The sequence below is a fragment of the Pseudomonas sp. LS2P72 genome, from assembly GCF_054897865.1.
On the sequence record NZ_CM142708.1, the window covers coordinates 6,342,240 to 6,369,016 of the forward strand.

General features: G+C 59.6%; 26 protein-coding genes. 9 read left to right on the forward strand and 17 right to left on the reverse strand.

Annotated features, from left to right (window positions below; all coding sequences use genetic code 11):
• Positions 1 to 230: 230 nt before the first annotated feature.
• The 9 genes from hflC to ACYZUA_RS29075 form a co-directional block, all read right to left on the reverse strand.
• A complete protein-coding gene (gene hflC, locus ACYZUA_RS29035) occupies positions 231 to 1,100 on the reverse strand; it encodes a protease modulator HflC (RefSeq protein ID WP_056746351.1) in 870 nt (289 codons plus the stop codon).
• Complete coding sequence (hflK, locus tag ACYZUA_RS29040; protein WP_461961569.1) at positions 1,100 to 2,272, reverse strand: FtsH protease activity modulator HflK; 1,173 nt, start codon at positions 2,270 to 2,272, stop codon at positions 1,100 to 1,102. The genes hflC and hflK overlap by 1 nt, the downstream gene beginning before the upstream one ends.
• A gap of 96 nt (positions 2,273 to 2,368) precedes the next feature.
• Positions 2,369 to 3,670 carry a ribosome rescue GTPase HflX gene (hflX, locus tag ACYZUA_RS29045; protein WP_461961570.1) on the reverse strand — a complete coding sequence of 434 codons (1,302 nt, stop codon included), beginning with the start codon at positions 3,668 to 3,670 and terminating at the stop codon, positions 2,369 to 2,371.
• 12 nt (positions 3,671 to 3,682) lie between these two features.
• A complete protein-coding gene (gene hfq / locus ACYZUA_RS29050; RefSeq protein WP_007902656.1) occupies positions 3,683 to 3,943 on the reverse strand; it encodes an RNA chaperone Hfq in 261 nt (86 codons plus the stop codon).
• Between the two features lie 94 nt (positions 3,944 to 4,037).
• The gene (miaA, locus tag ACYZUA_RS29055) at positions 4,038 to 5,009 is read right to left on the reverse strand and encodes a tRNA (adenosine(37)-N6)-dimethylallyltransferase MiaA (RefSeq protein WP_461964154.1); all 972 of its coding nucleotides are present in this window, start codon (positions 5,007 to 5,009) and stop codon (positions 4,038 to 4,040) included.
• A complete protein-coding gene (mutL, locus tag ACYZUA_RS29060) occupies positions 5,009 to 6,919 on the reverse strand; it encodes a DNA mismatch repair endonuclease MutL (protein ID WP_461961571.1) in 1,911 nt (636 codons plus the stop codon). The genes miaA and mutL overlap by 1 nt, the downstream gene beginning before the upstream one ends.
• Entirely contained in the window at positions 6,916 to 8,343 is a 1,428-nt protein-coding gene (locus ACYZUA_RS29065; protein WP_461961572.1) for an N-acetylmuramoyl-L-alanine amidase, read from the reverse strand. The genes mutL and ACYZUA_RS29065 overlap by 4 nt, the downstream gene beginning before the upstream one ends.
• The gene (gene tsaE, locus ACYZUA_RS29070; protein ID WP_046045717.1) at positions 8,344 to 8,814 is read right to left on the reverse strand and encodes a tRNA (adenosine(37)-N6)-threonylcarbamoyltransferase complex ATPase subunit type 1 TsaE; all 471 of its coding nucleotides are present in this window, start codon (positions 8,812 to 8,814) and stop codon (positions 8,344 to 8,346) included.
• Positions 8,802 to 10,301, reverse strand: coding sequence for an NAD(P)H-hydrate dehydratase (locus tag ACYZUA_RS29075; RefSeq protein WP_461961573.1), 1,500 nt, complete (start codon positions 10,299 to 10,301; stop codon positions 8,802 to 8,804). The genes tsaE and ACYZUA_RS29075 overlap by 13 nt, the downstream gene beginning before the upstream one ends.
• Before the next feature lie 63 nt (positions 10,302 to 10,364).
• Here ACYZUA_RS29075 and queG point away from each other — a divergent pair, with 63 nt between their 5' ends.
• On the forward strand, positions 10,365 to 11,429 hold the full coding sequence (gene queG / locus ACYZUA_RS29080) for a tRNA epoxyqueuosine(34) reductase QueG (RefSeq protein ID WP_461961574.1): 1,065 nt from the start codon (positions 10,365 to 10,367) through the stop codon (positions 11,427 to 11,429).
• 112 nt (positions 11,430 to 11,541) lie between these two features.
• Here the strand turns inward: queG and ACYZUA_RS29085 are convergent, their stop codons facing one another.
• Together ACYZUA_RS29085 and orn are read right to left on the reverse strand one after the other, a co-directional pair.
• A complete protein-coding gene (locus ACYZUA_RS29085) occupies positions 11,542 to 12,153 on the reverse strand; it encodes a trimeric intracellular cation channel family protein (RefSeq protein ID WP_008153267.1) in 612 nt (203 codons plus the stop codon).
• Positions 12,154 to 12,334: 181 nt separating this feature from the next.
• The gene (gene orn / locus ACYZUA_RS29090) at positions 12,335 to 12,877 is read right to left on the reverse strand and encodes an oligoribonuclease (RefSeq protein WP_008035288.1); all 543 of its coding nucleotides are present in this window, start codon (positions 12,875 to 12,877) and stop codon (positions 12,335 to 12,337) included.
• A gap of 107 nt (positions 12,878 to 12,984) precedes the next feature.
• Between orn and rsgA the strand changes: the two genes are divergently transcribed.
• The 4 genes from rsgA to ACYZUA_RS29110 all read left to right on the forward strand — a co-directional run bounded on the left by rsgA (position 12,985) and on the right by ACYZUA_RS29110 (position 16,084).
• Positions 12,985 to 14,016, forward strand: coding sequence for a small ribosomal subunit biogenesis GTPase RsgA (rsgA, locus tag ACYZUA_RS29095; protein WP_046056847.1), 1,032 nt, complete (start codon positions 12,985 to 12,987; stop codon positions 14,014 to 14,016).
• A gap of 212 nt (positions 14,017 to 14,228) precedes the next feature.
• Complete coding sequence (locus ACYZUA_RS29100) at positions 14,229 to 14,636, forward strand: TIR domain-containing protein (protein ID WP_461961575.1); 408 nt, start codon at positions 14,229 to 14,231, stop codon at positions 14,634 to 14,636.
• A 3-nt stretch (positions 14,637 to 14,639) separates the two neighbouring features.
• Positions 14,640 to 15,599: a caspase family protein gene (locus ACYZUA_RS29105; protein ID WP_461961576.1), complete on the forward strand. Its 960-nt coding sequence runs from the start codon at positions 14,640 to 14,642 to the stop codon at positions 15,597 to 15,599.
• Positions 15,599 to 16,084, forward strand: a complete 486-nt coding sequence (locus ACYZUA_RS29110) for a toll/interleukin-1 receptor domain-containing protein (protein WP_461961577.1) — start codon at positions 15,599 to 15,601, stop codon at positions 16,082 to 16,084. The genes ACYZUA_RS29105 and ACYZUA_RS29110 overlap by 1 nt, the downstream gene beginning before the upstream one ends.
• Before the next feature lie 111 nt (positions 16,085 to 16,195).
• Here the strand turns inward: ACYZUA_RS29110 and ACYZUA_RS29115 are convergent, their stop codons facing one another.
• The 4 genes from ACYZUA_RS29115 to motA all read right to left on the reverse strand — a co-directional run bounded on the left by ACYZUA_RS29115 (position 16,196) and on the right by motA (position 19,536).
• Positions 16,196 to 16,528: a type II toxin-antitoxin system HicB family antitoxin gene (locus ACYZUA_RS29115; RefSeq protein WP_461961578.1), complete on the reverse strand. Its 333-nt coding sequence runs from the start codon at positions 16,526 to 16,528 to the stop codon at positions 16,196 to 16,198.
• A 478-nt stretch (positions 16,529 to 17,006) separates the two neighbouring features.
• Positions 17,007 to 17,276 carry a hypothetical protein gene (locus ACYZUA_RS29120; protein WP_461961579.1) on the reverse strand — a complete coding sequence of 90 codons (270 nt, stop codon included), beginning with the start codon at positions 17,274 to 17,276 and terminating at the stop codon, positions 17,007 to 17,009.
• Between the two features lie 210 nt (positions 17,277 to 17,486).
• Positions 17,487 to 18,521: a flagellar motor protein MotB gene (gene motB / locus ACYZUA_RS29125; protein ID WP_461961580.1), complete on the reverse strand. Its 1,035-nt coding sequence runs from the start codon at positions 18,519 to 18,521 to the stop codon at positions 17,487 to 17,489.
• A 163-nt stretch (positions 18,522 to 18,684) separates the two neighbouring features.
• The gene (gene motA, locus ACYZUA_RS29130; protein ID WP_461961581.1) at positions 18,685 to 19,536 is read right to left on the reverse strand and encodes a flagellar motor stator protein MotA; all 852 of its coding nucleotides are present in this window, start codon (positions 19,534 to 19,536) and stop codon (positions 18,685 to 18,687) included.
• A gap of 166 nt (positions 19,537 to 19,702) precedes the next feature.
• Here motA and ACYZUA_RS29135 point away from each other — a divergent pair, with 166 nt between their 5' ends.
• Genes ACYZUA_RS29135 through asd form a run of 3 tightly spaced genes read left to right on the forward strand, consistent with a single transcriptional unit; the run spans position 19,703 to position 22,978 of the window.
• Positions 19,703 to 21,241 carry an HDOD domain-containing protein gene (locus ACYZUA_RS29135; RefSeq protein WP_461961582.1) on the forward strand — a complete coding sequence of 513 codons (1,539 nt, stop codon included), beginning with the start codon at positions 19,703 to 19,705 and terminating at the stop codon, positions 21,239 to 21,241.
• A gap of 42 nt (positions 21,242 to 21,283) precedes the next feature.
• Entirely contained in the window at positions 21,284 to 22,099 is an 816-nt protein-coding gene (locus ACYZUA_RS29140; protein WP_461961583.1) for a rhodanese-like domain-containing protein, read from the forward strand.
• Positions 22,100 to 22,117: 18 nt separating this feature from the next.
• Complete coding sequence (gene asd, locus ACYZUA_RS29145; protein WP_046045706.1) at positions 22,118 to 22,978, forward strand: archaetidylserine decarboxylase; 861 nt, start codon at positions 22,118 to 22,120, stop codon at positions 22,976 to 22,978.
• Positions 22,979 to 23,034: 56 nt separating this feature from the next.
• Here the strand turns inward: asd and ACYZUA_RS29150 are convergent, their stop codons facing one another.
• Positions 23,035 to 23,436, reverse strand: coding sequence for a lectin OAA family protein (locus ACYZUA_RS29150; protein ID WP_461961584.1), 402 nt, complete (start codon positions 23,434 to 23,436; stop codon positions 23,035 to 23,037).
• 198 nt (positions 23,437 to 23,634) lie between these two features.
• Between ACYZUA_RS29150 and ACYZUA_RS29155 the strand changes: the two genes are divergently transcribed.
• Positions 23,635 to 25,413 (forward strand): molecular chaperone, encoded by a 1,779-nt coding sequence (locus tag ACYZUA_RS29155; protein WP_461961585.1) that lies wholly within the window; start codon positions 23,635 to 23,637, stop codon positions 25,411 to 25,413.
• A 137-nt stretch (positions 25,414 to 25,550) separates the two neighbouring features.
• Here the strand turns inward: ACYZUA_RS29155 and serB are convergent, their stop codons facing one another.
• Entirely contained in the window at positions 25,551 to 26,765 is a 1,215-nt protein-coding gene (gene serB / locus ACYZUA_RS29160; protein WP_008153333.1) for a phosphoserine phosphatase SerB, read from the reverse strand.
• Positions 26,766 to 26,777 lie beyond the last annotated feature (12 nt).

The following is a 26,777-nucleotide window of genomic DNA, read 5'->3' on the forward strand; positions in this document are numbered from 1 at the left end:
CGCATGAACAACGTGGCGAAAAGCCTGAAACCGGCTTCGCCAACCACTTTCCTCGAAAAACCTGTCGAGTCATTCAACTCGGACGCCTGCATAAAAAACAGCAATCAAACGTGCAGACGCAAAAAAGCCGGGAATTTCCCGGCTGCCGCATCATACACACGTTTTCCCAAAGGATCACCCCGCCCGAAGTGTTAGCCGTCAGGCGGGGGATGATTCAGGTCAACGTCGTATCAAGGCTTGGCTTTTTCCAGGTAACGGAAGAAGTCGCTGCTTGGGTCCAGGACCATGACGTCGGATTTGTTCGCGAAGCTTTCACGGTAGGCACGCAGGCTACGGTAGAAACCGTAGAACTCCTGATCCTGGCCGTAGGCCTTGGAGTAGATCGCAGCGGCCTGGGCGTCACCATCACCGCGAACCTCTTCAGATTCACGATAGGCTTCAGCCAGCAACACGCGGCGTTGACGATCAGCGTCGGCACGAATGCCTTCTGACAGTTCGTTACCCTTGGCGCGGTGCTCGCGAGCTTCACGCTCACGCTCGGAACTCATGCGCTCGAACACGCTGCGGTTCACTTCTTTCGGCAGATCGATAGCCTTGACCCGAACATCGACAACTTCGATGCCCAGCTCTTTTTCCGCCATCTTGTTCAGCGAAGCCGTGATATCGGTCATCAGCGCATCGCGCTCACCGGAAACCACTTCATGCAGCGTGCGCTTACCAAACTGGTCACGCAGGCCCGATTCCAGACGACGGGAAAGACGTTCGTCAGCAATCTGCTTGAGGCCGGAAGTCGCGGTGTAGAAGCGTTCGGCATCTTTCACGCGCCACTTGGCGTAGGCATCGACCATGACGGCTTTCTTTTCCAGCGTCAGGAAGCGTTGTGTCGGTGCATCCAGCGTCATCAGGCGTGCATCGAATTTGCGCACCTGGTTAACGTAAGGCACTTTCACATGCAGGCCCGGCTGAACATCAGCCTGGACCACGCGACCGAACTGCAGCAGCACCGCACGCTCAGTCTGAGCCACGATGTAGAAGCAGTTCCAGGCAGCGATCGCCACGACGACGCCGACAATAAGGGCGATCAGCGATTTATTGCTCATCAGCGACTCTCCCTGGTACGTGCTGGCTGTTGCTGCAGATCGGCTGCTGCACGCGCATTCGCTTCATTGCTGGTGGCTGCCGCACCGGTCACCGAAGTGCTGGTGTTGCGACCACTTTCGACCATTTTGTCCAGCGGCAAGTACAGCAGATTGCTCTGGCCATTCTTGTTGCCGGTCACCAGAACCTTGCTGGTGTTGCTGAAGACTTCCTGCATGGTGTCCAGATACAGACGCTCGCGGGTGACTTCAGGTGCCTTGCGGTACTCGGCGACCAGCTTGGTGAAGCGATCAGCCTCACCCTTGGCGCGCGAGACGGTTTCGTCACGGTAACCATTGGCATCTTCGATGATGCGCTGGGCCTGACCACGGGCTTCCGGCACGACGCCGTTGGCATAGGTTTCAGCCTGGTTGCGCGAACGCTGCTCGTCTTCACGGGCGCGGATCACGTCATCGAAGGCTTCCTGCACTTCACGCGGTGCCGCTGCGCTCTGTACGTTGACCTGAGTGACGGTGATACCGGTGCGATAGGTATCCATGAAGCGTTGCAGACGCTCCTTGATTTCGCTGGCCATCAATTCACGACCTTCGGTCAGTACCTGGTCCATCGCGGTGGAACCCACCACGTGTCGCAAGGCACTTTCGGTCGCGTGCTGAAGGCTGATTTCCGGCTGATCAACGCTCAGCACAAAGTCCTGCAGGTTGCTGATCTTGTACTGCACGGTCAGCGGCACTTCGACGATGTTTTCGTCTTCGGTGAGCATTTGACCCTGCTTGGTATAGGCACGCTCACGCGTGACGTTTTCCAGGTACTTGCGATCGAGCGGCGGGAAATAGATGTTCAGACCCGGGCCGACAGTTTCGTAGTACTTGCCGAAGCGCAGCACCACGGCCTGCTCCTGCTCGTCGACGACATAGACCGCGCTGTACAGCCACACGGCCGCCAAAACGACCAGGCCGATGCCGAGCAGACCGCCGAAGCCGCTACTCCTGCCCGAACCGCCACCGTCATCACCGCGTTTCTTACCACCACCGAACAACCCGTTCAGGCTTTCCTGCAGCTTTCGGAAGGCCTCGTCGAGATCCGGCGGTCCCTTGCGGTCGCCGTTATTGCGGCGTTTGCCACCCCAAGGATCCTGATTATTCGAGTTGCCACCCGGCTCATTCCAAGCCATAGCGCTCTCCATCTGATAAAGCAAAGACGCACCCACGGCGCGCCGACCAATGCTACAGAATGCCTGTCACCGCGGCACAACCGCTTTTTCAGGCTTTTATTGCAAAGTGTGTTGTTCGATGAATTCCATCGGTTGCAGACCTTCGCGACTCACCAGTCGATTCAACTCGACCCGTGGCAAGCGAACGGCCAGCAGGCTGACGCCTTCTTCATCGTGTTCTTCTTTCTGCACCGCACCGAGTTCGAAAAACTGCGCACGCAGTCGAGCAAAACGTTGCGGCAAGCGCAAGGTGCCAACAAACAAATCACCGCCCAGCAACTCGGCAATGGCTTGCTCAAGCAATTCCAGACCACTGCCATCACGCGCCGACAGCCAGACCCGTTGGGGCTTGCCGTTTTCGTCGCGCTGGATTTGTGGCTCAACGCCTTCAAGCAAATCGAGTTTGTTATAGACCTCGAGGATCGGCAAGTCCTGGGCACCAATCTCGCCCAGCACCACCATCACCTGCTCTATCTGCAACATGCGATCCGGTTCGGCCGCATCGATCACGTGCAACAGCAGGTCCGAGTTGCTCGACTCTTCGAGCGTAGACCGAAACGCCTCGACCAGTTTGTGGGGCAAGTGGCGTATGAAACCCACCGTGTCGGCCAGGACAATCGGCCCCAGATCGTCGAGTTCGAGACGGCGCAAGGTCGGGTCCAGCGTGGCAAACAACTGGTCAGCCGCGTACACGTCGGATTTCGTCACGTTATTGAAGAGTGTGGATTTGCCGGCGTTGGTATACCCCACCAGGGACACGGTAGGAATATCCGCACGCGAACGACCGCGTCGCGACTGTTCGCGCTGACTGCGCACTTTTTCCAGTCGGCCCTTGATCTGTCGCAGGCGAACCCGCAGCAAACGGCGGTCGGTTTCCAGCTGGGTTTCACCCGGGCCACGCATACCGATACCACCACCTTGGCGTTCAAGGTGAGTCCAGCCACGAACCAGCCGGGTGCTCATGTGGTCAAGCTGGGCCAGTTCTACCTGGAGCTTGCCTTCATGGGTACGGGCGCGCTGGGCGAAAATATCGAGAATCAGACCGGTGCGGTCGATCACGCGACACTCGAAAACACGTTCGAGGTTACGTTCCTGACTGGGCGTGAGGATGTGATTGAAAATCACCAGATCGGCCTCTTCGGCCTTGACCAGGTCGCGTAGTTCCTCGACCTTGCCACTGCCAATGAGGAATTTGGCGGTTGGCCGATGACGCGGCACGTTAAAAAACGCAACGGTCTCGGCGCCCGCCGAATTAGCCAGTTCCTGAAACTCCTGCGGATCTTCGCGCGCCTCAGGGTCCTGTCCATCCAAGTGAACGAGGATTACTCGCTCACCACCACCGTGGCGCTCAAAGAACAAAGGAGACTCCTATCAGGCGTTACCTGGCTCAGCGTCACCTGCTTCGGATTCGGTTGCGCTTGGCAGACGAATTGGACGAACCGGCACCACTGTCGAGATAGCGTGTTTGTAAACCATTTGGCTAACGGTGTTTTTCAGCAGGATAACGAACTGGTCGAAAGACTCGATCGTGCCTTGCAGTTTGATCCCGTTGACCAGGTAGATGGAAACCCCCACTTTCTCTTTACGTAAAGTATTCAAGTAAGGGTCTTGTAGCGAATGCCCTTTTGACATGTGCCGCACTCCTTTAAGGATTCAATATAAAAAATAGGTAAACAGATGGCTTGTGGCCGTCACACCCCCAAGGATAGACGGCAATTGCAAGGACTCAGCTCAATATGGAGATGGTCCCGAGGTATTTCAAGGCGCGCGGCAGATTGTCGCAATCGAGGCTGTCCAACCAGTGTAAATCAGCCCAACTGCGCAGCCAGGTGAACTGGCGCTTCGCCAATTGGCGCGTGGCAATGATTCCACGCTCCTGCATCTCGGCTTGCGTCAGCTTGCCATCCAGGTAGTCCCAGACTTGTCGGTAGCCTACTGCACGTATAGACGGCAACCCGGCATGCAGGTCACTTCGCTTACGCAGGGCTACGACCTCGTCAATGAATCCCTGTTCCAACATATTCGTGAATCTTTGTTTAATTCGCTCGTGCAATACCTGGCGATTTGCCGGAGCAATGGCCAAGTTCGCGACAGTATAGGGCAATTGTTGCAGTCCCGAGGCGGCTGCTTCGGTACTTTGCGCAGATTGTCGCAACCTTAGTGCAGTCATGCTCTGACCACTGACGCGATAAACTTCCAGCGCCCGACTGAGTCGCTGCGGATCGTTCGGATGAATACGCGCCGCAGATTCCGGATCGATGACTGCCAATTGTTCGTGCAAGGCTTGCCAGCCAAGGCGTGCAGCCTCGTCTTCGATCTGTGCGCGAATGGCCGGGTCGGCTGCGGGCATGTCTGCCAGACCTTCAACCAAAGCCTTGTAATAGAGCATTGTGCCGCCCACCAGCAGCGGAATTTTGCCCCGCGCGGTGATCTCGGCCATGGCTTCGAGGGCATCACGACGGAAATCGGCGGCCGAATAGCTCTCTGCCGGATCAAGAATATCGATCAAACGGTGTGGAAATTCAGCCAGAAGCTCTTTTGAAGGCTTGGCGGTGCCGATGTCCATGCCACGGTAAACCAGCGCCGAATCAACGCTGATCAGCTCGCAAGGCAAGACTTTGGTGAGTTCGATGGCTAGGTCGGTCTTGCCGGCGGCGGTCGGCCCCATCAGGAAAATCGCAGGAGGGAGCTGGTTCATCAACGACCGCGCAAGAACAGTTTGTCCAGATCGTCCAGGCCCAGTTGGGTCCAGGTCGGTCGGCCATGGTTGCATTGACCGCTGCGTTCGGTGTTTTCCATGTCGCGCAGCAGACCGTTCATTTCCGGCAGGGCCAGGCGCCGATTCGCACGAATCGCGCCATGGCAGGCCATGGTGCCGAGCAGTTCGTTCAGGTGCGCCTGAATCCGGTCGCTGGTGCCGTATTCCATCAGATCCGCCAGTACATCACTGACCAATCGATTGGCTTCAGCTTGCTTGAGCAAGGCCGGAATCTGCCGGATGGCCAGGGATTCCGGGCCCAGACGCTGCAACTCAAAGCCCAGGCGCTGGAACCACGCGACGTGCTCTTCAGCGCAATCGGCTTCACGCTGACTGACCGCCAGGGACTCCGGCACCAGCAGCGGCTGACCGCTCAGGCCTTCGCTGGCCATGGCGATTTTCAAGCGTTCGTACATGATCCGCTCGTGAGCGGCGTGCATGTCCACCAGCACCAGCCCTTGGGCGTTTTCCGAAAGAATGTAGATGCCTTTGAGCTGCGCCAGCGCATAACCCAGCGGCGGAATATCATCCTGTCCGGCCGGCAGTGCGACCGCGCTGGCTTCTGGCAGCGGCGCAAAAAACTCACGGTAGGCAGCCTGAGCTTCAGCAACCGGCACACCCGATTGAGGGCGCGGCGAGTACTGATATTGATAACCGGCGCCAGCGCCCGAGCCTGCCGGCGTATTGAACGACGGCTGGGCCTGAGGCTGTTCCAGCAAGGCATTGGCCGTCAGACGCATTTCGCCCTGTGGACCGAACTCGCCAGCATCAATGCCGGTCGGTCGAACGATGGCCGTCGCGACAGGCGCGGCCAAATGGTCTTCCGGCCGCACATCGCCCAAGGCGCGGTGCAGGGTGCCATACAGGAAATCGTGAACCATGCGCCCGTCACGGAAGCGCACTTCGTGCTTGGTCGGGTGCACGTTGACGTCCACGCCTGCCGGATCGACTTCGAAAAACAGCACGAATGTCGGGTGCCGACCGTTGAACAGCACGTCGCGATAGGCCTGGCGCACCGCGTGGGCCACCAGTTTGTCGCGTACCGCACGGCCGTTCACAAAGAAATACTGCAAGTCCGCCTGACTGCGGTTGAACGTTGGCAAACCGACCCAACCCCACAAATGCAGGCCATTGCGCTCGATCTCGATCGGCAGCGCCTGCTCGAGGAAACCCGAACCGCAAATTGCCGCCACACGCCGGGCACGGGCCGCGTCGTCATGGGCTTCGTGCAGGCTGAGGATGGTCTTGCCGTTGTGGCGCAGATGGAACGCCACGTCGAAGCGCGCCAGGGCCAGACGCTTGATCACTTCTTGCAGGTGATCGAATTCGGTTTTTTCGGTCTTGAGAAACTTGCGTCGCGCCGGGGTGTTGAAGAACAGGTCGCGCACTTCCACCGATGTGCCCACCGGATGGGCCGCGGGTTGCACGCGAGGCGCCATGTCCCGGCCTTCGGTCTCGACCTGCCAGGCCTGATCGGCATCACGGGTGCGGGATGTCAGGGTCAGACGCGCCACCGAGCTGATCGAGGCAAGTGCTTCACCGCGAAACCCGAGGCTCATGACCTGCTCGAGGTCTTCCAGGTTGCGAATCTTGCTGGTGGCGTGACGCGCCAAAGCCAGCGGCAGGTCATCGGCAGAAATGCCGCTGCCATCGTCGCGCACCCGCAGCAGCTTGACGCCGCCCTGCTCCACATCGACATCAATGCGCTTGGCGCCGGAGTCGAGGCTGTTTTCCAGCAGCTCCTTGATCACCGAAGCCGGGCGCTCAACCACCTCACCGGCAGCAATCTGGTTCGCCAGTCGCGGGCTGAGCAGCTCGATGCGAGCCGTGTTGGTCAGCACCTGGTTCATTCTTTGGCCGCCAGTTCAGTGCCGGGAATGGTCAAGTGCTGACCGATTTTGAGCTCATCACTCGACAGCTTGTTGGCGCTACGCAGCGTGGCCGGAGACACCTGATATCGCACCGCAATCATCGCCAGCGTCTCGCCGGGGTTCACCCGATGGTCACGAGGACCTTGTGCGATCCCACCGGAATCACGCAGCCAGGCGATGTAGGTGCCCGGTGGCGGATTCTGCTGGAAGAACTGGCGCACGCCGCTGCTGATCGAACGCGCCAACGCCTGCTGGTGGTTCGCAGCGGCAAGCTTGGAAGCTTCGTTGGCGTTGGAGATGAAGCCGGTTTCCACCAGGATCGACGGAATGTCCGGCGACTTCAGCACCATGAACCCGGCCTGCTCTACGCGCTGCTTGTGCAGCGGCGTGACGCGGCCAATGTTGCTCAGCACCTTCTGGCCGACGTTCAGGCTGGAGGTCAGGGAAGCCGTCATCGACAAGTCGAGCAGCACGCCTGCGAGCATGCGGTCCTTGTCGTCGAGGCTGACGTTGCCGGCACCGCCGATCAAGTCGGAACGGTTTTCGCTGTCGGCCAGCCAACGGGCCGTTTCCGAGGTCGCGCCGCGATCAGACAGGGCGAACACCGATGCACCGAAAGCAGCGGTCGAAGGCGCGGCGTCGGCGTGGATCGAGACGAACAGGTCGGCGCCCTTCTTGCGGGCGATTTCAGTACGGCCGCGCAATGGAATGAAGTAGTCGCCGGTGCGGGTCAGTTCGGCGCGGAAGCCTTTCATGCCGTTGACCTGACGCTGCAGTTCGCGGGCGATGGCCAGTACCACGTCTTTTTCACGCTGACCGCGAGAGCCCGAGGCACCCGGGTCTTCGCCGCCGTGACCGGCATCGATGACCACAATGATGTCGCGCTTGCCGGCCGGGGCTGGCGGCAATTTGACTGGCGGATCAACCGGGGTGACCGGCACCGGGGCCACCGTCGCGACATTGGTCGGCGGCGGGATTGGCGCGGCATCGGCGGCGTTATCAAACAGGTCGACCACCAGGCGATTACCGTACTGAGCATTCGGCGCCAGGGTAAAACTTTTCGGCGTCACGGCTTTTTTCAGGTCGATGACTACCCGCAGGTCGGTCGGCGTCCGTTGAGCCGAGCGCATGGCGGTGATCGGAGTGTTCGAGCTGTTGACGTTCAGCGGCGCCCCCAGGGATGCGCCATTGATGTCGATGACCAGCCGATCCGGGGCGGTCAGGGTAAAGACACTGTGCTGGACAGGACCGCTCAGGTCGAACACCAGTCGTGTGTTGTCCGGAGCCCGCCACAGGCGAACGCTGTTGACCTTCGTCTCGGCCACAGCGTCGACGGTCACCGCCAAAAACAACAATCCTACGGCAGCTACCATCGCGCGAAAGCGCATACCTGACCCCATCATTTAATTGGTTTCCAATGCCAAAGCGGCACACCACGACTCGCCACGCGAGCCCTGGGACAAAATTTTCAGCGAACGCCCGCCATCTTGCGGGCTAATGGTAATGGTCAGGTCGGGCTTTGGCAAAAAGCCTGCACCCTTTTCGGGCCACTCGATCAGGCACAACGCGTCGTCTTCGAAGTAGTCGCGGATGCCGAGGTACTCCAGCTCTTCAGGATCGACCAGGCGATAGAGGTCGAAATGGAAGGCCCGGATGTCGCCAATCTCGTAGGGTTCGACCAGGGTGAAGGTCGGACTTTTTACCGCGCCCACATGCCCCAAGCCACGGATGATGCCCCGGGACAGCGTGGTTTTCCCCGCGCCCAGATCTCCCTCGAGAAAAATCAGACCATGCCCTTCAGTGGTTTGCGCGATGCGTGCGCCAAATGCGGTCATCGCCTCTTCATCAGCCAGGTACAGGGTTACTTCAGACACGGTGCTTGCTCCTCCAACAACTGACGAATGGCTGGAATCAGATCACTGGCCGCCAGCCCACGGCCCGATTTACCTTCTTGCGCGCCAGCATTGGCGTGCAGCCAGACGGCCAGGCAGGCGGCGTCGAACGCCTCCATGCCTTGAGACAGCAACGCGCCGACCAGACCGGCCAGCACATCACCCAAACCGGCGGTGGCCATGGCCGGATGCCCCTGATGACACAACGCCAGGCGCCCATCGGGGCTGGCGATCAGGCTGCCGGCACCTTTCAGCACCACGACAGCTGTATATTTTTTGCTCAATGCGTGAGCCGCCGCAGGACGATCGGCTTGCACTTCGGCAGTGCTCACCCCCAATAAGCGCGCCGCTTCGCCCGGATGCGGCGTGATCACACAATCCTTGGGCAAGCTCACGTGCTCTGTGGCCAGCAGATTCAATGCGTCGGCGTCCCAGACTTGCGGCAGCGGCGCATTGGCAGCCGCCGACAAAAGGCTGCGCCCCCAGGAAGCCTGACCTAAGCCTGGGCCGACAACCAGCACGGAAACCTTTTGCAGCAGTTCCATCAGTTGGTTGGCCGACGAAATGCCCAGCACCATGGCTTCGGGGATTCTCGCCAGCGCGGCCGAAACATGTTCACTGCGCGTCGCCACCGACACCATGCCCGCACCGCTGCGCAGCGCACTTTGCGCACTCAGCAGGATCGCGCCACCAAAGCCGCGATCACCACCGATCAGCAATACATGGCCGAATTTGCCTTTATGGGAAGTTGCAGCCCGGCTCGCCAGACGCGGCAAGGAACTGGCCATCAGGCGACGTGCACTGATGGCGACGCCGTCAAACGACTCGGGGGAGGCCTGCAGATCGTTGAACACCAACTCGCCGACCACATCTGCAGCATCGCCGGTGAACAGACCCAGTTTCAGGCCGATGAACGTCACCGTCAGGTCAGCCCGCACCGCAGCGCCGAGTATTCGGCCGGTATCAGCACACAACCCCGAAGGGATATCCACCGCAGCAACCGGCAGCCCGCCGCCATTGATCGCTGCAATGACGCCCGCGTAGGGCTCTCGCACCTCTCCTGTCAGACCGGTGCCGAGCAAGGCATCCAGCACGATACCGCGCAACTCGGACTGTGCGCTCCAGGCTTGAACCGCGACACCTTCGGACACGGCCTCGGCATGGGCCAATGCCGCGTCACCCTGTAAACGCTTGGGATCACCGGCCGCCAACACCCGCACGTGCCAGCCGGCACGTCGGGCCAGCACAGCCACCAGATAACCGTCGCCGGCGTTATTGCCATGACCGGCCACGACACTCAATTCGTTCGCCGACGGCCAATGACGGACCAGCGCACGCCAGGTCGCCCGCGCCGCGCGCTGCATCAATTCGAAGCCCGGTGTACCGGCCGCGATCAGTCTCGCATCGAGGGCTCGCACTTGCGCGGCGCTATACAGCGCGTCGGGTAAATCATCTTTAGTCTGCGGCATGCGTCTTCGGGCTCCGATGTCTGGCAGAATTATACGCACCTCAGCTCCGGTTTCTCTCGCCTCATGCCCGCAATTACCACAGACCTGCCCGCCCTCGCCCAATCCATCAAGGACTGGGGCCGCGAGCTGGGCTTTCAGCAAGTCGGCATCAGCGGCCTCGACCTGGCCGAGCATGAGCAGCACCTGGAGCGCTGGCTCGCGGCCGGCTATCACGGCGAAATGGACTACATGGGCGCCCACGGCAGCAAACGCTCACACCCGGAAGAGCTGGTGCCCGGCACACTTCGGGTGGTTTCCCTACGCATGGACTACCTGCCGGGCGACACCGAAATGGCCAAACGACTGGCACAACCGGAAAAAGCCTACGTCTCGCGTTATGCCTTGGGCCGTGATTACCACAAATTGATCCGCAAACGCGTGCAACAACTGGCCGATAAAATTCAGGCCGAGATCGGCCCGTTTGGTTTCCGCGCCTTCGTTGACAGTGCGCCGGTGCTGGAAAAAGCCATCGCGGAACAGGCCGGTCTTGGATGGATCGGCAAAAATACCCTGGTCTTGAATCGCAAGGCCGGCAGTTATTTCTTTCTCAGCGAACTGTTTGTCGACCTGCCGCTGCCTGTTGATCCGCCACACAGCACTGAACATTGCGGCCGTTGCACCGCATGCCTCGACATCTGCCCGACCAACGCCTTTGTCGGTCCTTATGTACTCGACGCCCGACGCTGCATTTCCTACCTGACCATCGAACTGAAAAGCGCGATCCCGGAAGATTTGCGGCCATTGATCGGCAATAGGGTATTCGGTTGCGATGACTGCCAGATCGTCTGCCCGTGGAACCGCTTCGCCCGTCCGTCCGGCGAAAGCGATTTCAAGCCCCGGCACAACCTGGACAACGCCGAGTTGGCCGAGCTGTTCATGTGGGATGAGGAGAAGTTTCTCAGCAGCACTGAAGGTTCGCCGTTACGCCGAGCGGGTTACGAGCGCTGGCTGCGAAACCTGGCGGTAGGCCTGGGGAACGCGCCGTCGAGCATTCCGGTGCTGGAAGCGTTGAAGGCGCGACGGGATTATCCGTCGGAGTTGGTGCGTGAGCATGTCGAGTGGGCCCTGAAACAACACGGACTCCTGTAGCAGCTGCCGAAGGCTGCGTTCGAGGCCGCAGGACTCGCGGCGGATCTGATCACTTACGACTGCTTCGCAGCCGAACGCAGCCTTCGGCAGCTGCTACAAGGGCCGTGCCATGTCAGGCTTCGTCGTTATAAACGAACTTCGGCATTTCCCAGTGAAACCGGATCGCCAGTAACCGCAGCAGGAAGCCGCCAAACAGGGTGATCAAAATCGCCTGTTCGCCGGGCAATTGCAGGTAAATGCAGAGCATGTAGCACCACGCTGCTGCGAACGAGACGCTGGCGTAGAGTTCGCGACGGAAAATCAGCGGGATGTCGTTACAAAAGATGTCGCGCAGGATGCCGCCGAAAACCCCAGTGATCACGCCACTGACCGAAGCCACCAGCATGCCGTGGCCCATTTCCAGCGCGGTCATGCAGCCGATCAGGGTGAACGCCACCAGGCCCACGGCGTCGAGCACCAGAAACAGCGAGCGCAGGTGCCGCATCCAGCGCGCAGCGAACACCGTGAACATCGCCGCCACCGAGGTCAGCACCAGGTATTCCGGGTGCTTGACCCACGTCAGCGGGTAGTGGCCGAGCAGCACGTCACGCACCGAACCGCCACCCAACGCCGTGACGCAGGCGATCAGCACCACGCCAAACCAGTCCATCCCGCGACGGCCGGCAGACAGGGCACCGGTCATGGCTTCGGCGGTAATGGCGATCAGGTAAAGCATCAACAACATGGCGGCGGTCCTTGCAGGAAGGCGCGCAGTCTAGCCATTTAGGGACGGCACCAAAAGAGGGCGATCATGGAGTTGGACCGCGTTGCCTGCATCGCGGGCAAGCCTTGCTCCTACAAGTACGGTATTCGCGCTGATTTTGTAGGAGCAAGGCTTGCCCGCGATGGCGTCACCCGAGGCGCCATCAGAACTTGATGAAATGCTTGCGGTAATGCTGCAGCTCGGCGATCGATTCGCGGATGTCGTCCAGGGCCAGGTGAGTGCTGCCCTTTTTGAAGCTGTCGCGCACGTCCGGCGCCCAGCGTGCGGCCAACTCTTTAAGGGTCGAGACGTCGAGGTTGCGGTAGTGGAAGAAGCTTTCCAGGGATTTCATGTGGGTATAAAGGAAGCGACGATCCTGGCAGATGCTGTTGCCGCAAATCGGCGACTTGCCCTTCGGCACCCATTTTTCCAGGAAGGCGATGGTTTCGGCTTCAGCTTCGGCCATGCTGATACGGCTGTCGCGCACGCGCTGGGTCAGCCCGGAGCCGCCGTGTTGACGGGTGTTCCACTCGTCCATGCCGGCGAGGATCTCGTCGCTGTGGTGGATGGCGATCACCGGACCTTCGGCCAAGGTGTTCAGGTCACTGTCGGTGACGATGGTGGCCATTTCGATGATGACGTCGGTATCAGGGTTCAGACCGGTCATTTCCAGGTCGATCCAGATCAGATTCTGCGGGTTTTGCATGTGTCGGCTCCTAGGCAATGCTGCGCAGTTTAGCCTAGGGCGGTGGCCGGGCGTGCTAAACTCGCGGCCGTTTTACCTAATCGCAGCATTCTTGATACGGAACACCCATGGCCAAACGCCAACTCAATCGTCGTCAAAACTGGCGCATCGAAAAGATTCAGGGCGAACGCGCTGCCCGCGCCGCCAAACGCGAGTCCTCGGCTGTCGAGGCACTTGAGGGTGGCGATCTGGGTCCGGAACAGACGGGCCTGGTGATCGCGCACTTCGGTGTGCAGGTCGAAGTCGAAGCCCTCGATGGCGATTTGGCCGGCCAGGTGTTCCGCTGTCACTTGCGCGCCAACCTGCCGGCGCTGGTGACCGGCGATCAGGTGGTCTGGCGTGCCGGCAACCAGGGCATCGGTGTGATCGTGGCGCAACTGCCGCGTAAAACCGAACTCTGCCGTCCGGACAGCCGTGGTCAGCTCAAGCCTGTAGCGGCCAACGTCGACATGATCGTGATTGTCTTCGCGCCGCTGCCCGAGCCTCACGCCAACTTGATCGACCGTTACCTGGTCGCCGCTGAGCACGCCGGGATTCGTCCGCTGCTGTTGCTCAACAAGTTCGACCTGATCGACGAGCAAAACGCCCCGGCGTTGAATGCCTTGCTGGCGGTTTACCGCACCCTGGGTTACCCGGTGCTGGAGGTTTCGGCGCACCACGGCAACGGCATGGAGCAACTTCAAAAACAACTGGACGGGCGCATCAGCGTGTTCGTCGGCCAGTCCGGCGTCGGCAAGTCTTCGCTGGTCAACAGCCTGTTGCCTGAAGTCGAAGCCCGTGTCGGCCCGCTGTCTGAGCTGTCCGGCCAGGGCACTCACACCACCACCACCGCGCGGTTGTTCCACTTCCCCGGTGGCGGTGAGCTGATCGACTCCCCGGGCATCCGCGAATTCGGCCTGGGCCACGTCAGCCGTGCCGACGTAGAAGCGGGTTTCATCGAGTTCAACGACCTGATCGGCACCTGCCGCTTCCGCGACTGCAAGCACGACCGCGAACCGGGTTGCGCCCTGCTCAAGGCCTTGGAAGAGGGTCGCGTGCAGCAGCAACGGATGAACAGCTATCGCTCGATCATCGCCAGTTTGCCGGAAACCAGCTACTAAACAGACGCGCCCGCTGCCTCGACACTGACGGGGCGGCGCGCCGCTTGTAGCGTCCTACAAATATCCTCACCCCTTAAACGTCAGAGACTTCTGTAAGGCTTCTGCACGCCTGTTTGTAGGGGAATTCTCTTTATCAGTACAGGTCTTGTTGCGACCACTCAAGTGCATACATTCGAGCCCTCTTCGCATTTTGGCGATACCGAGGGATACCCATGCAAACCTATCATTTGTTCATCAGCCATTCGTGGAACTACTCAGACGCCCACGACAATCTGGTCCGCCTGCTCAACGCCAAACCCGGCTTCACGTTCAAAAATTTTTCGGTGCCGCCGGACAACCCGATCCTCGGCGCGAAAACCGACAAACAGCTGGAAGAAGCCATCGAAAACAAAATCCGCCCCTGCTCGGCAGTGCTGATCATGGCGGGGATGTATTCGACCTACAGCAAGTGGATCAACAAGGAAATCGAGATCTCCAGGCGAATGGGCAAGGTGATCATTGCGGTGAAGCCGTTTGGTGCGGAGCGGATTTCTACCGTGGTGCGCCGGGCAGCACACGCGGAGTGTGCGTGGAACACCAACAGCATCATCAGTGCCATTCGCACTCACGCGGCGGGCTGAACCATGCGCAAGGGATTGTTCATCGGGATCAACCATTACGCCCACGTCTCACCATTGAGCGGATGCAATAACGACGCGATGGCCATGGCTTCGGTGCTGGAGCGTCACGCCAACGGGCGGCCGAACTTCAGCAGCAAGGTGCTGACCTCAGCCGAAGACGACCTTTCGCTGACAGCCATGAAGCAGCACATTCAAAGCCTGTTTTCCGGCGATTGTGATGTGGCGCTGCTGTATTTCGCAGGCCACGGCCAGTTCGACACCAGCATCGACGAGGGGCTGTTGATCCCTCAGGACTTTGCGCCGGGTAGCGATGGCATTCGCATCAGCGACATATTGAGCTGGGCGGACAACGCCCCCCACATCAAGAACAAAATCATCATCCTCGACTGCTGCCAGGCCGGCGCGGCGGCCGCCATGCGCGGATTGCGCGGTGGCAGCAGCGTGATCAGCGAGGGCATGACCATTCTCACTGCCTGTAAAAAGGACCAGGTAGCGCTCGAAGGTCGCGGCCACGGCGTGTTTACCGACCTGTTGCTGCAAGCACTGCACGGCGGAGCCGCCAATGTCTTGGGTAAGGTCACGCCGGGCAGCGTGTATTCGTTCGTCGACAACGCGTTAGGGGCATGGGAGCAGCGACCGGTGTTCAAGACCAACGTCTCGCAATTTGTGCCGTTGCGGGAAGTTACGCCGCTGATTGCCGAAGAAACCCTGCGCAAGCTCAAGGACTGGTTCCCGGAACCTAGCTATGTGTTCCCCCTGGACCCCAGCTATGAACCGACCGAAGCCACGTTCGATCCCGACAACGGCGACATCTTCAAGCAACTGCAAAAGTGCAACCGCCACAGCCTGATCGAACCGGTGGACGCCGAGCACATGTACTACGCGGCCATCAACTCGACCGGTTGCCGCCTGACCGCCCTCGGCGCCTATTACCGCGAACTCGCGATCAAAGGACATTTCTGATGCCTGTATTCATCAGCTATCGCCATAGCGATCGGCCCCACGCCATCGCCATCAACACCCGTCTTATTCAGGCCAACATCAAGACCTATTTCGACGTGCTGGATCCGGAATCACAGACCGCTGACGACATCACCGGGGTCATCACCCGCAACATCACCGCGTGCACGCACTTGCTCGCCGTGATTTCGGAGAACACCGCACAGTCCTGGTGGGTTCCGTTCGAAATCGGAGAAGCGACCATCAGCAATCGCCGCATCTGCTCGTACCAGATTGGCCCCAGCGCTTTACCGTTGTACCTCGACAAATGGCCGAAACTGAGCGGCGATACGGACATCAATTTTTTCATTGATGCTTATCGTGAGGAGGTGATAACCAAACGCTCGATAGGACTGGAATCGATCACTGAGTCGGTTCGCAGCCTCTACAAAGGAAATGCAGACCTGTTCCACGACCAACTCAAGAACCGCATCCGGCGCGGTTTCTGACAGGTGCAAAAAAGCCGCGATGATCGCGGCTTTTTTTAGTTTGTCTCGTGTCTCGCCCTGAACAAGGTTTACACCTTCTGGCTTCTTTTCAGGAAGGTGCAATGGCAGTGGTCAGGCATGCACCTCACGATCAAGAACGTCAGCTACCCACTGATTGATACTCTTGTGGTCCAGCTGCGCTTTTACGGCGACAGTTGCGTGGAGTGCCGGCGCTAAACGCAGACTGAGGTGGCCAGAATAGGGCTTCTGCGGCGTGCGCCCGAGCTTGGCGCAAGTCTCCAGATAATCAGTGACGGCCTCTTCAAATGCACCTCGAAGCTCCTGTACTGACTCGCCATGGAACCCAACAATATCTCTGATACCAGCAATATGGCCGACAAACAGGCCATCTTCCTCGCTGTATTCAATTCGGGCGGCATAGCCTTTGTAATTCATTACGCTCATGGGGTGACTCCTGCTTGTTCAAGGAAAGCCCGAGCATCACGAACCTGGTAGTGGCGATTGTAAGGGTTGAGGACTTCTCATCAACTGCAGCCAGGCACTGGCGCCCCAATTAAAGCAGAGACAACCGTCCTTAAAATACAAACGCCCGATGCGATGCATCGAGCGTTAGGGTGCAACAGGTGTAAACCTATTTCAGCACTAGACATTCAATGCTGATCAATCAATGGGCGCCGAAGGAATCGATTCATGACTGCCAACTCGGGTCACTCTTCTGGACAATCAAGTAGCAGGCATAACGAGTGGGCATGAAGTCTTCGACAGGGCGCCGTCCACCTTTCCCGAACTCGATCATTTTCGTGACGTCACGAAAATGATCGGAAGCCACTCCAGTGGATATGGCACGCCTTGATGGCGGTCAGAAAATTGTCCCAGCGCGTACCCTGACAAAAAAGCCGCGAATGTTGCGGCTTTCTCATTTTCAGCATGCAGTTTTTTCCAGCTTCCAGCCCAGCGCATCCAAGGCGTCGCAGCCGTCCTGAATCAGCATGTGTGCAGCGTTGGCGAAATGCTCCAGGTCGTGTCCTTCGGCTTCTTTTACGCACAGGCAGGTAACGCTGTTGAGCAGATTACGTGCGGCTTTGAGTCGGTGGACGGCGGTTTCAAGAAGGTCGGAAGCACGGGCTTCGGTGTCGATGTACAGCGTCGGGCCGACGCTGAAGTTGCCTTGGAGCGGGTGGTACTTAGCCATGGGTCTAAACTCCGGATAATTTCGATAGATTTCATCTGTGGTTCGACCGGCTAAGATCGGTCACCGCGTTGGCAGCAACGGCGGAACTATAGACTGACGCTTGCACGAGGGAGAACCCCAGCGCGAAAATTCAGATCGTTCCTACAGCCGCCACCAACGCACAAACGACAGACACAAAAAAGCCGACATCACTGTCGGCTTTTTTATGGGTCACTGCTTCGGCGGTTCACCCGGTTTCGGCGCTGGATCTTCAAACAGATTCAAGCGCTCGCGAAGCTCATGCGCCGGCAACGGTTCCTTATCCACCGGCAACGCATTCGGATCGACCGGCGTGACGGGCACTTCGCCCGGGCCGCCCTGCCCTTGCGTTGGCGTTTGCTCCGGCACCGGTTCCGCACCTTGCGAACCTTCGATGGCACGCTGGGCTTTCTTGGTCAGCACCACGATGTCGATACGGCGGTTGACCGGATTGAATGGGTTCTCGCGATCGAACAGGGCCGACGAGGCATAACCGACGACCCGCGCCACCTGTGCATCCGGATAGCTGCCAGCGATCAGCGCACGACGTGCCGCGTTGGCGCGGTTGGCCGAGAGCTCCCAGTTACCGAAGTCACCCGTGCTCGAATACGGCTTGGCATCGGTGTGGCCGCTGATGCTGATCTTGTTCGGCACCGCTTTGATGGTGTCAGCCATGGCCAGCAGGATGTCTTCGAAGTACGGCTTCAGTCGGGCACTGCCCGAGTCGAACATCGGGCGGTTTTCGGCGTCGACGATCTGGATGCGCAAACCGTCCGGCGTGATCTCGAACAGGATCTGGTCTTTGAATTTCTTGAGTTGCGGGTTTTCTTCGACCTTGTTCTGCAGTTCTTGCAGCAACAGTTCGAGACGTTCCTTCTCGACCTGCTCGGCCATGCCTTCAACCTGCTCGGCGTCGATGGTCACCTTGTCCGGCTGCGGCTGGGATTTCACCTCGGGGTTGAGGGTGCTCTCCGGCGCCAGGGTCGGCGTGCCGCCCAGGTCGATGATGTACGGCGTACCGCTTTCGGAAAAACCGACCGGGTCCTTGAAGTAACCGGCGATGGCGATCTTCTGTTCAGGCGTTGCGGTGGACAGCAGCCACAGCACCAGGAAGAACGCCATCATCGCCGTTGCGAAGTCCGCGAAGGCGATTTTCCAGGCGCCTCCGTGGTGCCCGCCGGCGATGCGCTTGACGCGCTTGATGATTATCGGCTGGTTATTTTCCATGATCTAAGTGCCCTGTCTCACAAATACTGTTCCTTTTTGGCGGTGTCTGTTGTCGCCATACTGCGTTGCCGCTCCTCGCCATAGCCGGCTATGACTCGTCGCGGCGCCTTGTCTGGCAACAACAGCCACTCGCCAAAAAGGAACGTATTTGCAAGACAGGACACTAGCGACCGCGAACCGCTTGTTCCAGCTCAGCGAAGCTAGGACGGTGCGCCGGGTACAGAACCTTGCGACCGAACTCTACCGCCAGCGATGGCGGCATGCCGGAAGCCGAAGCCACCAGCGAAGCCTTGATGGCTTCGTAGACGTTGAGTTCTTCCTTGGCATCGTGGGCCAGGGAATGGGCCAGCGGACCGAAGAAACCGTACGCCGCGAGAATACCGAAGAAGGTACCGACGAGTGCCGCACCGACGTGCAGGCCGATGGATTTCTGATCGCCTTCACCCAAGGAAGCCATGGTCACCACGATACCGAGTACCGCCGCGACGATACCGAAACCGGGCATGGCGTCGGCAATGCCGTTCACCGCGTGGGATGGATGCTCGAGGTCTTCCTTGAGGCTGTAAAGCTCCATGTCGAACAGGCCTTCAAGCTCATGGGGAGCCATGTTGCCGGAGGACATGATGCGCAGGTAATCGCAGATGAACGCAGTCATGCGTTCGTCTTTGAGCACGGCCGGGTATTTGGCGAAGATCGGGCTCGCGGAGGCATCTTCGATATCGCCTTCGATGGCCATCATGCCTTCGCGGCGGCTCTTGTTGAGGATCTCGTAGATCAGGCCCAGCACTTCCAGATAGAACGTGTGGTTGAAACGCGAAGTGAACATGCCCAAGGATTTCTTGAGCACGTGCATGGTCATGTAACTGGGGTTGGCCTGGAGGAATGCACCGAGGGCCGCGCCACCGATAATCAACACCTCGAAGGGCTGAATCAGGGCGGCAATCTTGCCGTGGGAGAGCACGTATCCGCCGAGCACGCTCGCGAATACGACGATGATGCCGATAATTTTAGCCATAGGTAGGAGAGCACTTACTGAGTCGGGTTCAAGGTCATATTCGGAAGTTAAAAAATCTCTTCTTCTACTTATCGGCAAAACTGCGCCAGACTATAGCCAGTTCAGGCGAAAAGCCAATTTGGCCCGCTCCGGGCATAGGTAATGCAGACGATGATCGCGTCCAACCATGGCTAACGAAACGAACGTTCCAACTCCAAAACCGACCACTCTCGAAGGCTGGGTCAAGCTTCTCGATGGCGTGCGCTTGCCCGTTCCGCAAGCCAGTCATGACCGTGTCTGCAAGGCCATCGCCAACAGTCGCAGCTCCCTGCGCGATATCGCTGAACTGATACAGGACAGTCCCGCGCTGGCCTTGAGCGTGATTCGCGAAGCCAATCGTCACACCCATGGCAGCATGACCGAGCCTGCGGAAAACCTTGAGGTGGCGATCAATCGCCTCGGTTTGAAGCGCACCGAAGAACTGCTCAACCGGCTGCCTGCCCAGCCGCAATCGGAGATCCCGATCGCCCTGCGTCAGCTGCAGCTGATCAGCCAGCACGCGACCCAACAGGCCAACGGTTTTTTCGCCAGTCGCCTCGCGCGGCTGTGGCAGGACATCCACTGGGGCAGCCTGCTGTTTCTCTCGCCGCTCTGGCCGATGGCATTGACTCATCCGCAGTTGCTCGAAGAGTGGGAGCTGCGGGTCATGCATAAAGGCGAGTCGGCGAGCAAAGTCGAAAAGCAATTGTTCGGCGTTCGCTTGCTGGATATCTGCCTGGCGCTCGTGGACATCTGGCGCCTGCCGATCTGGGTGCATCAGGGCTATCGGCTGCTGCTCAACGAGCAGCGTGAGCTGGTGAAAGTGCTGCGCATCGCGCGCGACAGCGATCATCCATTGCGCCAGCAGAACCGCCTCGATGACGATCCGACCCTGCGCCGCTGGCTCAATCAACCGGCCAACACGGTGCTGCTGGCCAACGGTCTGGCGCTGTCGGCACAACAGGCCTGGGACAGTCCGCACAGTGAACGCTGGCAGTATCTGACCAGCCTTTACCTGCAAATGCCGATGGACGAAGTGCAGCAGCAGTTGCACCAACAGGCCGCCAACAGCGCCCGTCATCATGCAATGCCAGACCTTTGGCACCCGGCCATGTCGCTGATCTGGCCGTGGGGCATGAACCGTGTCCACGCCGGATTGCTGCCAGCCCCGGCACCGACGGCCGAAGACCTGGCGAAATGGCGCAGACAGTGTGCCGAGTTGCTGGTCGAGCCGAGTCGCTTCACCAATGCCATGCACCTGACCACGTCTGCCCGGGATGCTTTGGTTGCGTGCGGCATGCGTCGGGTGATGATCCTGATGGCCGACCGCACCCATGACAATCTGCGGGTGCACCAGACAGCCGGGCTGCCAAAAGAAGCGGCCGGCCTGAACTTCGCCGTCAGCCAGAGCACCGTGCTGCAACGTCTGCTCTCGCAACAAGCCCAAGTGCGCCTGACACCGGCCAACAACGCGCAATTTTCGGCCCTGTTGCCGGCCAGCCTGCGCTCACAGTTCGGCGGCGAACACTTGCTGTTGCGCTCACTGGTCAATAATGGTCGGGTGATCATGATTGTGGTGGCGGATCAGGGCGGCGGGCCGTTCTCGGAAATCACCGTGCAAGCCTTCGGCAAAACCGCGCAGTGCATCGAGAAAGCCCTGCACAGCTTTAGTCACCGCGGCCAATGACGCTGCTATACAATCCTCCCCTTTGTGTTCTGGAGACCTCACATGTCTGACTTCTCTGGCTTGCCGCTGGTGATCGAGCCGAGCGACTTGCTCGCCCGTCTCGACGCCCGCGAACTGGTTCTGGTGGACCTGACCAGCAGCGCCCGCTATGCCGAAGGGCATATCCCCGGTGCGCGTTTTGTCGATCCGAAACGCACGCAACTCGGTCAGGCGCCTGCGCCGGGACTGATGCCGCCGCAAGCGGCACTCGAAGCGTTGTTCGGTGAACTGGGACACAACAAAGACGCGATCTACGTGGTCTATGACGACGAGGGCGGCGGTTGGGCCGGGCGTTTTATCTGGCTGCTGGATGTCATCGGCCATAGCAAGTACCACTATGTCGACGGCGGCCTGAAGGCCTGGCTGGCAGAAGGCTTGCCCATGTCGATCCAGATCCCGGCCGCGGTCGGCGGCCCGGTTGCGTTGACCCTGCACGACGAACCCACTGCCACCCGCGAGTACCTGCAAAGCCGTCTCGGTGCCGCCGACCTGGCAATCTGGGACGCGCGTGGGCCGCTGGAATATTCCGGCGAGAAAGTCCTGGCGGCCAAGGCCGGGCACATTCCCGGCGCGGTCAATTTCGAATGGACCGCGGGCATGGATCAGACGCGCAACCTGCGCATCCGCACCGACATGCCGCAGATCCTGGAAAAACTCGGGATCAGCAAAGACAAAGAAGTGATTACCCACTGCCAGACTCACCACCGTTCTGGCTTCACCTATCTGGTGGCAAAATCCCTCGGTTATCCGCGGGTAAAAGGCTACGCCGGTTCCTGGGGCGAATGGGGCAACCACCCCGATACGCCCGTAGAGATTTAAGGTTTTTAAGGACAGTTAATGAATAAGCGTTTGTTTATCCTCAGCCAATACCTGCTGCCCCATCACCTGCTGTCGCGACTGGCCGGCTGCATCGCCGAATGCCGCGTGCGCTGGTTCAAGAATGCCTTCACCGCCTGGTTCGCCAAGCGTTATCAGGTGGACATGTCGCAGGCGCTGGTCGAAGACCTGACGGCCTACGAGCACTTCAATGCGTTCTTCACTCGCGCATTGAAAGACGGCGCTCGCCCGCTGGACGAGACGCCTGGCGCGATCCTCAGCCCGGCCGACGGTGCGGTCAGCCAACTTGGCCCGATCGAACACGGTCGCGTGTTCCAGGCCAAGGGTCACAGCTTCAGCGTGCTGGAATTGCTGGGCGGCGATGCGGCCAACGCAGCGCCGTTCATGGGCGGTGATTTCGCAACTATTTATCTGTCGCCGAAGGACTACCACCGCGTGCACATGCCGCTGGCCGGCACCCTGCGCGAGATGGTCTACATTCCGGGCCGGATCTTCTCGGTCAACCAGACCACCGCTGAAAACGTTCCGGAACTGTTCGCCCGCAATGAGCGTGTGGCGTGCATTTTCGACACCGAGCGCGGGCCGATGGCCGTGGTTCTGGTGGGCGCGATGATCGTTGCGTCGATCGAAACCGTTTGGGCCGGGCTGGTCACGCCGCCGAAACGCGAGCTGAAAACCTTCCGCTACGACGAAGCCGCCCGTGCGCCGATCCATTTGGAGAAAGGTGCAGAACTGGGTCGGTTCAAACTGGGCTCGACCGCTGTCGTGCTGTTCGGGCCTGATCAAGTGAAGTGGGCTGAAGAACTGGCGGCCGGTTCGCCGGTGCAGATGGGCCAGGGCATGGGGCTGGCAAAAGCCTGATCCCTGATCCGAACCCCGCGAACGTCTTCGCGGGGCCGGACATTTCGGTGGTGCCGTTACTCTATCTGTCCACGGAAGCCGATCGGCCCTTCGTTGGCGTAGGTATTGGTGCCACTGAGGTTTTTCCCTCCATCACTGGAGGTCACGCTCAACGCCACAACGTTCTGATTATCCCGGCCTCCGATGACCCATTTACCACCCGGATGCCACGGGGCATCGTTGCCGCCCCACTGATTTTCAACGTTGTACTGGTTCTGGCCCGTGCGCTGAGCCTTGAAACCAATGGGACCTTCACCCGCATACGTCATGGTGCCGGTGAAACTCTTCCCGCCATCGCTCGACTTGATCTCGATCGCGACAACGTTCTGGTTGTCCCGCGCGCCTAACACCCAGTCTCCGCCCGGATGCCAGGGTGCCGAACTACCGCCCCATTGATTTGCCACTACATATCTAGACATAAACTTCATCTCCTTGAAGTTACAAGAGACCTGCCCTGCGTAGGCAGCAGGCCGTACGACTGTGCGTATCCAGTCGCACGACTGTCAGATTAGTAGTACGCCCGGAGGGCATTCGACTGACAGACAAACGGTAGAAATCCATTAGCTGCTACAGTCAGGTCATCACTGCCCATTTACCGGTTGGAGTTTTTCCACGGCATGAGTGAGACCAGCCCCCACCTGTTGCTACGCGCGCCGATCCCGACGCAGTTGCGCCTGTCGTTCTGTGACGCTACCCCGCGTGATCTCAAGCGCTGGATCGCCAATCTACCCAAAGCCAATATCGGCGAAACCGCTCGCCAGCTGTATCAAGGCTTGAGCGAACTCAACCAGCTGCTCACGCCCAGCGACAATCGCCTGCAATTGCTCGAACTGCTGCGGCCCGAGGTGTATTACGTCTGCAAACACCTTGAGCAGCATTTCCTGCATCAGTCGATTGTCCTCGACGAGCGTTCCCGCAAGATCGCCAACCTCTGCCAGGCGCTGCAAAGTCACTTGGCCATTGGTTATAAACAGATCGTCGTGCGCATCACACCGAAATTCAGCAAGGACCGTGCGCCGCTGCTGACCCAGGCGCTGCAACGGGCGATTCATTGCCTGAACGGGCCGCTGATTCGCGCGACCAAACTTTATTGCCCGGTGCCGGAAGGCCTGTGGCTGGAGCTGCATCAGCTCTACCGGATCGCCTGCGCACACCGGCTCCAGCACACGACCGTGCGCGATGAGCTGGCCAGCCAGACGCAAAACCTGAGCGTCGAGCAGACTTACGTGGTCGCCTTGCTGCTGGGCGCCTCACGCTGCAACCAACTGCGTCAGCACCAGATTGCCCGGGTGGCCGAGGTGCTGGAGCCCTGGAGCCAATGGATCAAGCTGCAACCCGGCAAACCGGCCACAGGGCTGTTTGCCGTCATGCCGGATCTCGACACCGGACCGCGTTACCGCACCAAGTTCCGGGCCGAGCAGCAGGAGAGCTTATTGGGGATTGATCCGCAGCCGTTGGTCGCGGCGATTGAAGCTCATTTGCAACAAAATGACAGTTCATCACCGCTGCCCGTGCCAGCAGGGTTAAGCCTGGATACGTTGCAACACCTTCATGCCGCCTGGGGCCAGACCGCCGAGCGCAGTTTCCAGCGCACCGTCGGCCAAGGCACGCTGACCCTGTGTATAGGCATGAGCGCGCTGCACTTTTATCTGGGTGGGCAACGCTCATTCAGCGACATCCTGAAAAACCACGGCGCCCGGCCTGCACAGTTTTCGGTAACGTCAGTGGCCGGCCGGGAAAAGGACCAATGGCACCAGGCCTTCGACGCCGCTCCCCAAGGCAATGCAGACACGCTATTGCCTTACGAAGAGATCGAATACCCCCAGCTTCAGAATGACGACAGCCACGAAGCATCCGATCGTAATCAGCACTTCCCGACCTATGTCCTGTCAGTGGTCAATCACAGCCCCGGCGGATACTGCCTGGCCTGGCCCGCTGCTGTGCCGGCCGAGTTACAGGCGGGTGAGATGGTCGGTATCGAGGATTCTGCCGGGCAGGGCTGGAGCATCGCGGTGGTGCGCTGGATCCGCCAGGTGCGCGGCGGTGGCACGCAGATGGGCATCGAGCAAGTTGCGCCCTGCGCCGAGCCTTGCGGCCTGCAACTGGTGCGCACCCGTGATGACCACAGCCAATATCTTCGCGGTCTTTTGCTACCGGAGATCAGCGCCATCGACCTGCCCGCCACACTGCTTGCCCCGCGCCTGCCCTTTCAGGAAGGCAGCAAAGTGCTGATCAACACCAACGGACAGGAACGTCGAGCCGGGTTGGATCGGCGGGTGGCGAGCACCAACAGTTTCAACCAATTCGCCTACCGTCCACTGCAGGTAGCCAAAAACGACAACGCCGCGGTGAGCGGCGCTGAGGAGGATTTTGATTCGTTGTGGAAAACACTTTGAGGGTGAATCTGTAAGACCGTGGCGTCGCCATCGCGGGCAAGCCTTGCTCCTACAGGTTCAGCGCTAATCGTTCCAACAACACGCCCCCTGTAGGAGCAAGGCTTGCCCGCGAAGAGGCCCTGTCAGTCAATACAAAATCAGAGCTGCCCGTCGCGATCCCGGAAGCCCAGCAGATACAGCACGCCATCCAGCCCCAATGTGGAAATCGCCTGCTTCGCTGACTGCTTCACCAGTGGCTTGGCACGGAAAGCGACACCCAACCCGGCAATCGCCAGCATTGGCAAATCGTTGGCGCCATCGCCGACCGCAATGGTCTGCTCCAGACGCAAACCTTCCTTGTGCGCCAACTCCTTCAGCAGATCCGCCTTGCGCTGCGCATCAACAATCGGCTCGACCGCCACACCGGTGACTTTGCCGTCGACCACTTCCAGTTCATTGGCAAACACATAGTCGATGCCCAACTTGGCCTGCAATTGCTTGGCGAAGTAGGTAAAGCCGCCCGACAGGATGGCGGTTTTGTAGCCCAGGCGCTTGAGTTCGGCGAACAGAGTTTCGGCACCTTCGGTCAGGCGCAAGGAGGCGCCGATGGAGTCCAGTACGCTGACATCCAGACCTTTCAACAAGGCCAGGCGCTCCTTGAAGCTAGCGCGGAAGTCCAATTCGCCGGCCATCGCCCGCTCGGTGATCGCCGACACCTGATCGCCCACACCGGCAGCCTTGGCCAGTTCGTCGATGACTTCGGCTTCGATCAGCGTCGAGTCCATGTCGAACACCGCCAGGCGACGGTTACGGCGGAACAGCGAATCTTCCTGGAAGGCGATGTCGACGTTCAGTTCCTGCGCGACGCTGAGGAATTCGGCCCGCAGCGCTTGCGGATCAGCCGCTTCACCACGGACGGAAAACTCGATGCAGCCCTTGCCCTGATCGGCCGGCGTGTCCAGAGGCATGCGCCCGGACAGACGATCGATGTGGTCGATGTTCAGGCCATATTTGGCGGTGATCGAACTCACGGCCTGCAATTGCCCGGCGGTCACTTTGCGAGTCAGCAGGGTCACGATGTGGCGTTTCTTGCCCTGATTGCCGACCCACTGCTGGTAATCCTCTTCGGACACCGGCGTGAAACGCACCTGCTGATCGAGCTTATACGCCGTGAACAGGATGTCCTTGAGCACCGACTTGCCTTGCTCGGTGTCGGGAATTTCAACCAGGATGCCGAACGACAAGGTGTCGTGGATCACCGCCTGACCAATGTCGAGAATGTTCACACCACCCTGGGCCAGAACGCCGGTAATGGCCGCAGTCAGACCCGGACGGTCGACTCCCGTGATGTTTATCAGGACGATTTCGCGCAAGGCGCACCCCCG

Excerpts from the sequence above, each read along its gene's own strand:
- hflC (WP_056746351.1), bottom strand. The coding sequence starts at position 1,100 with ATGAGCAATAAATCGCTGATCGCCCTTATTGTCGGCGTCGTCGTGGCG.
- hflK (WP_461961569.1), bottom strand. The coding sequence starts at position 2,272 with ATGGCTTGGAATGAGCCGGGTGGCAACTCGAATAATCAGGATCCTTGG.
- hfq (WP_007902656.1), bottom strand. The coding sequence starts at position 3,943 with ATGTCAAAAGGGCATTCGCTACAAGACCCTTACTTGAATACTTTACGT.
- miaA (WP_461964154.1), bottom strand. The coding sequence starts at position 5,009 with ATGAACCAGCTCCCTCCTGCGATTTTCCTGATGGGGCCGACCGCCGCC.
- mutL (WP_461961571.1), bottom strand. The coding sequence starts at position 6,919 with ATGAACCAGGTGCTGACCAACACGGCTCGCATCGAGCTGCTCAGCCCG.
- ACYZUA_RS29065 (WP_461961572.1), bottom strand. The coding sequence starts at position 8,343 with ATGATGGGGTCAGGTATGCGCTTTCGCGCGATGGTAGCTGCCGTAGGA.
- ACYZUA_RS29075 (WP_461961573.1), bottom strand. The coding sequence starts at position 10,301 with ATGCCGCAGACTAAAGATGATTTACCCGACGCGCTGTATAGCGCCGCG.
- queG (WP_461961574.1), top strand. The coding sequence starts at position 10,365 with ATGCCCGCAATTACCACAGACCTGCCCGCCCTCGCCCAATCCATCAAG.
- ACYZUA_RS29085 (WP_008153267.1), bottom strand. The coding sequence starts at position 12,153 with ATGTTGTTGATGCTTTACCTGATCGCCATTACCGCCGAAGCCATGACC.
- orn (WP_008035288.1), bottom strand. The coding sequence starts at position 12,877 with ATGCAAAACCCGCAGAATCTGATCTGGATCGACCTGGAAATGACCGGT.
- rsgA (WP_046056847.1), top strand. The coding sequence starts at position 12,985 with ATGGCCAAACGCCAACTCAATCGTCGTCAAAACTGGCGCATCGAAAAG.
- ACYZUA_RS29100 (WP_461961575.1), top strand. The coding sequence starts at position 14,229 with ATGCAAACCTATCATTTGTTCATCAGCCATTCGTGGAACTACTCAGAC.
- ACYZUA_RS29105 (WP_461961576.1), top strand. The coding sequence starts at position 14,640 with ATGCGCAAGGGATTGTTCATCGGGATCAACCATTACGCCCACGTCTCA.
- ACYZUA_RS29110 (WP_461961577.1), top strand. The coding sequence starts at position 15,599 with ATGCCTGTATTCATCAGCTATCGCCATAGCGATCGGCCCCACGCCATC.
- ACYZUA_RS29115 (WP_461961578.1), bottom strand. The coding sequence starts at position 16,528 with ATGAGCGTAATGAATTACAAAGGCTATGCCGCCCGAATTGAATACAGC.
- ACYZUA_RS29120 (WP_461961579.1), bottom strand. The coding sequence starts at position 17,276 with ATGGCTAAGTACCACCCGCTCCAAGGCAACTTCAGCGTCGGCCCGACG.
- motB (WP_461961580.1), bottom strand. The coding sequence starts at position 18,521 with ATGGAAAATAACCAGCCGATAATCATCAAGCGCGTCAAGCGCATCGCC.
- motA (WP_461961581.1), bottom strand. The coding sequence starts at position 19,536 with ATGGCTAAAATTATCGGCATCATCGTCGTATTCGCGAGCGTGCTCGGC.
- ACYZUA_RS29135 (WP_461961582.1), top strand. The coding sequence starts at position 19,703 with ATGGCTAACGAAACGAACGTTCCAACTCCAAAACCGACCACTCTCGAA.
- ACYZUA_RS29140 (WP_461961583.1), top strand. The coding sequence starts at position 21,284 with ATGTCTGACTTCTCTGGCTTGCCGCTGGTGATCGAGCCGAGCGACTTG.
- asd (WP_046045706.1), top strand. The coding sequence starts at position 22,118 with ATGAATAAGCGTTTGTTTATCCTCAGCCAATACCTGCTGCCCCATCAC.
- ACYZUA_RS29150 (WP_461961584.1), bottom strand. The coding sequence starts at position 23,436 with ATGTCTAGATATGTAGTGGCAAATCAATGGGGCGGTAGTTCGGCACCC.
- ACYZUA_RS29155 (WP_461961585.1), top strand. The coding sequence starts at position 23,635 with ATGAGTGAGACCAGCCCCCACCTGTTGCTACGCGCGCCGATCCCGACG.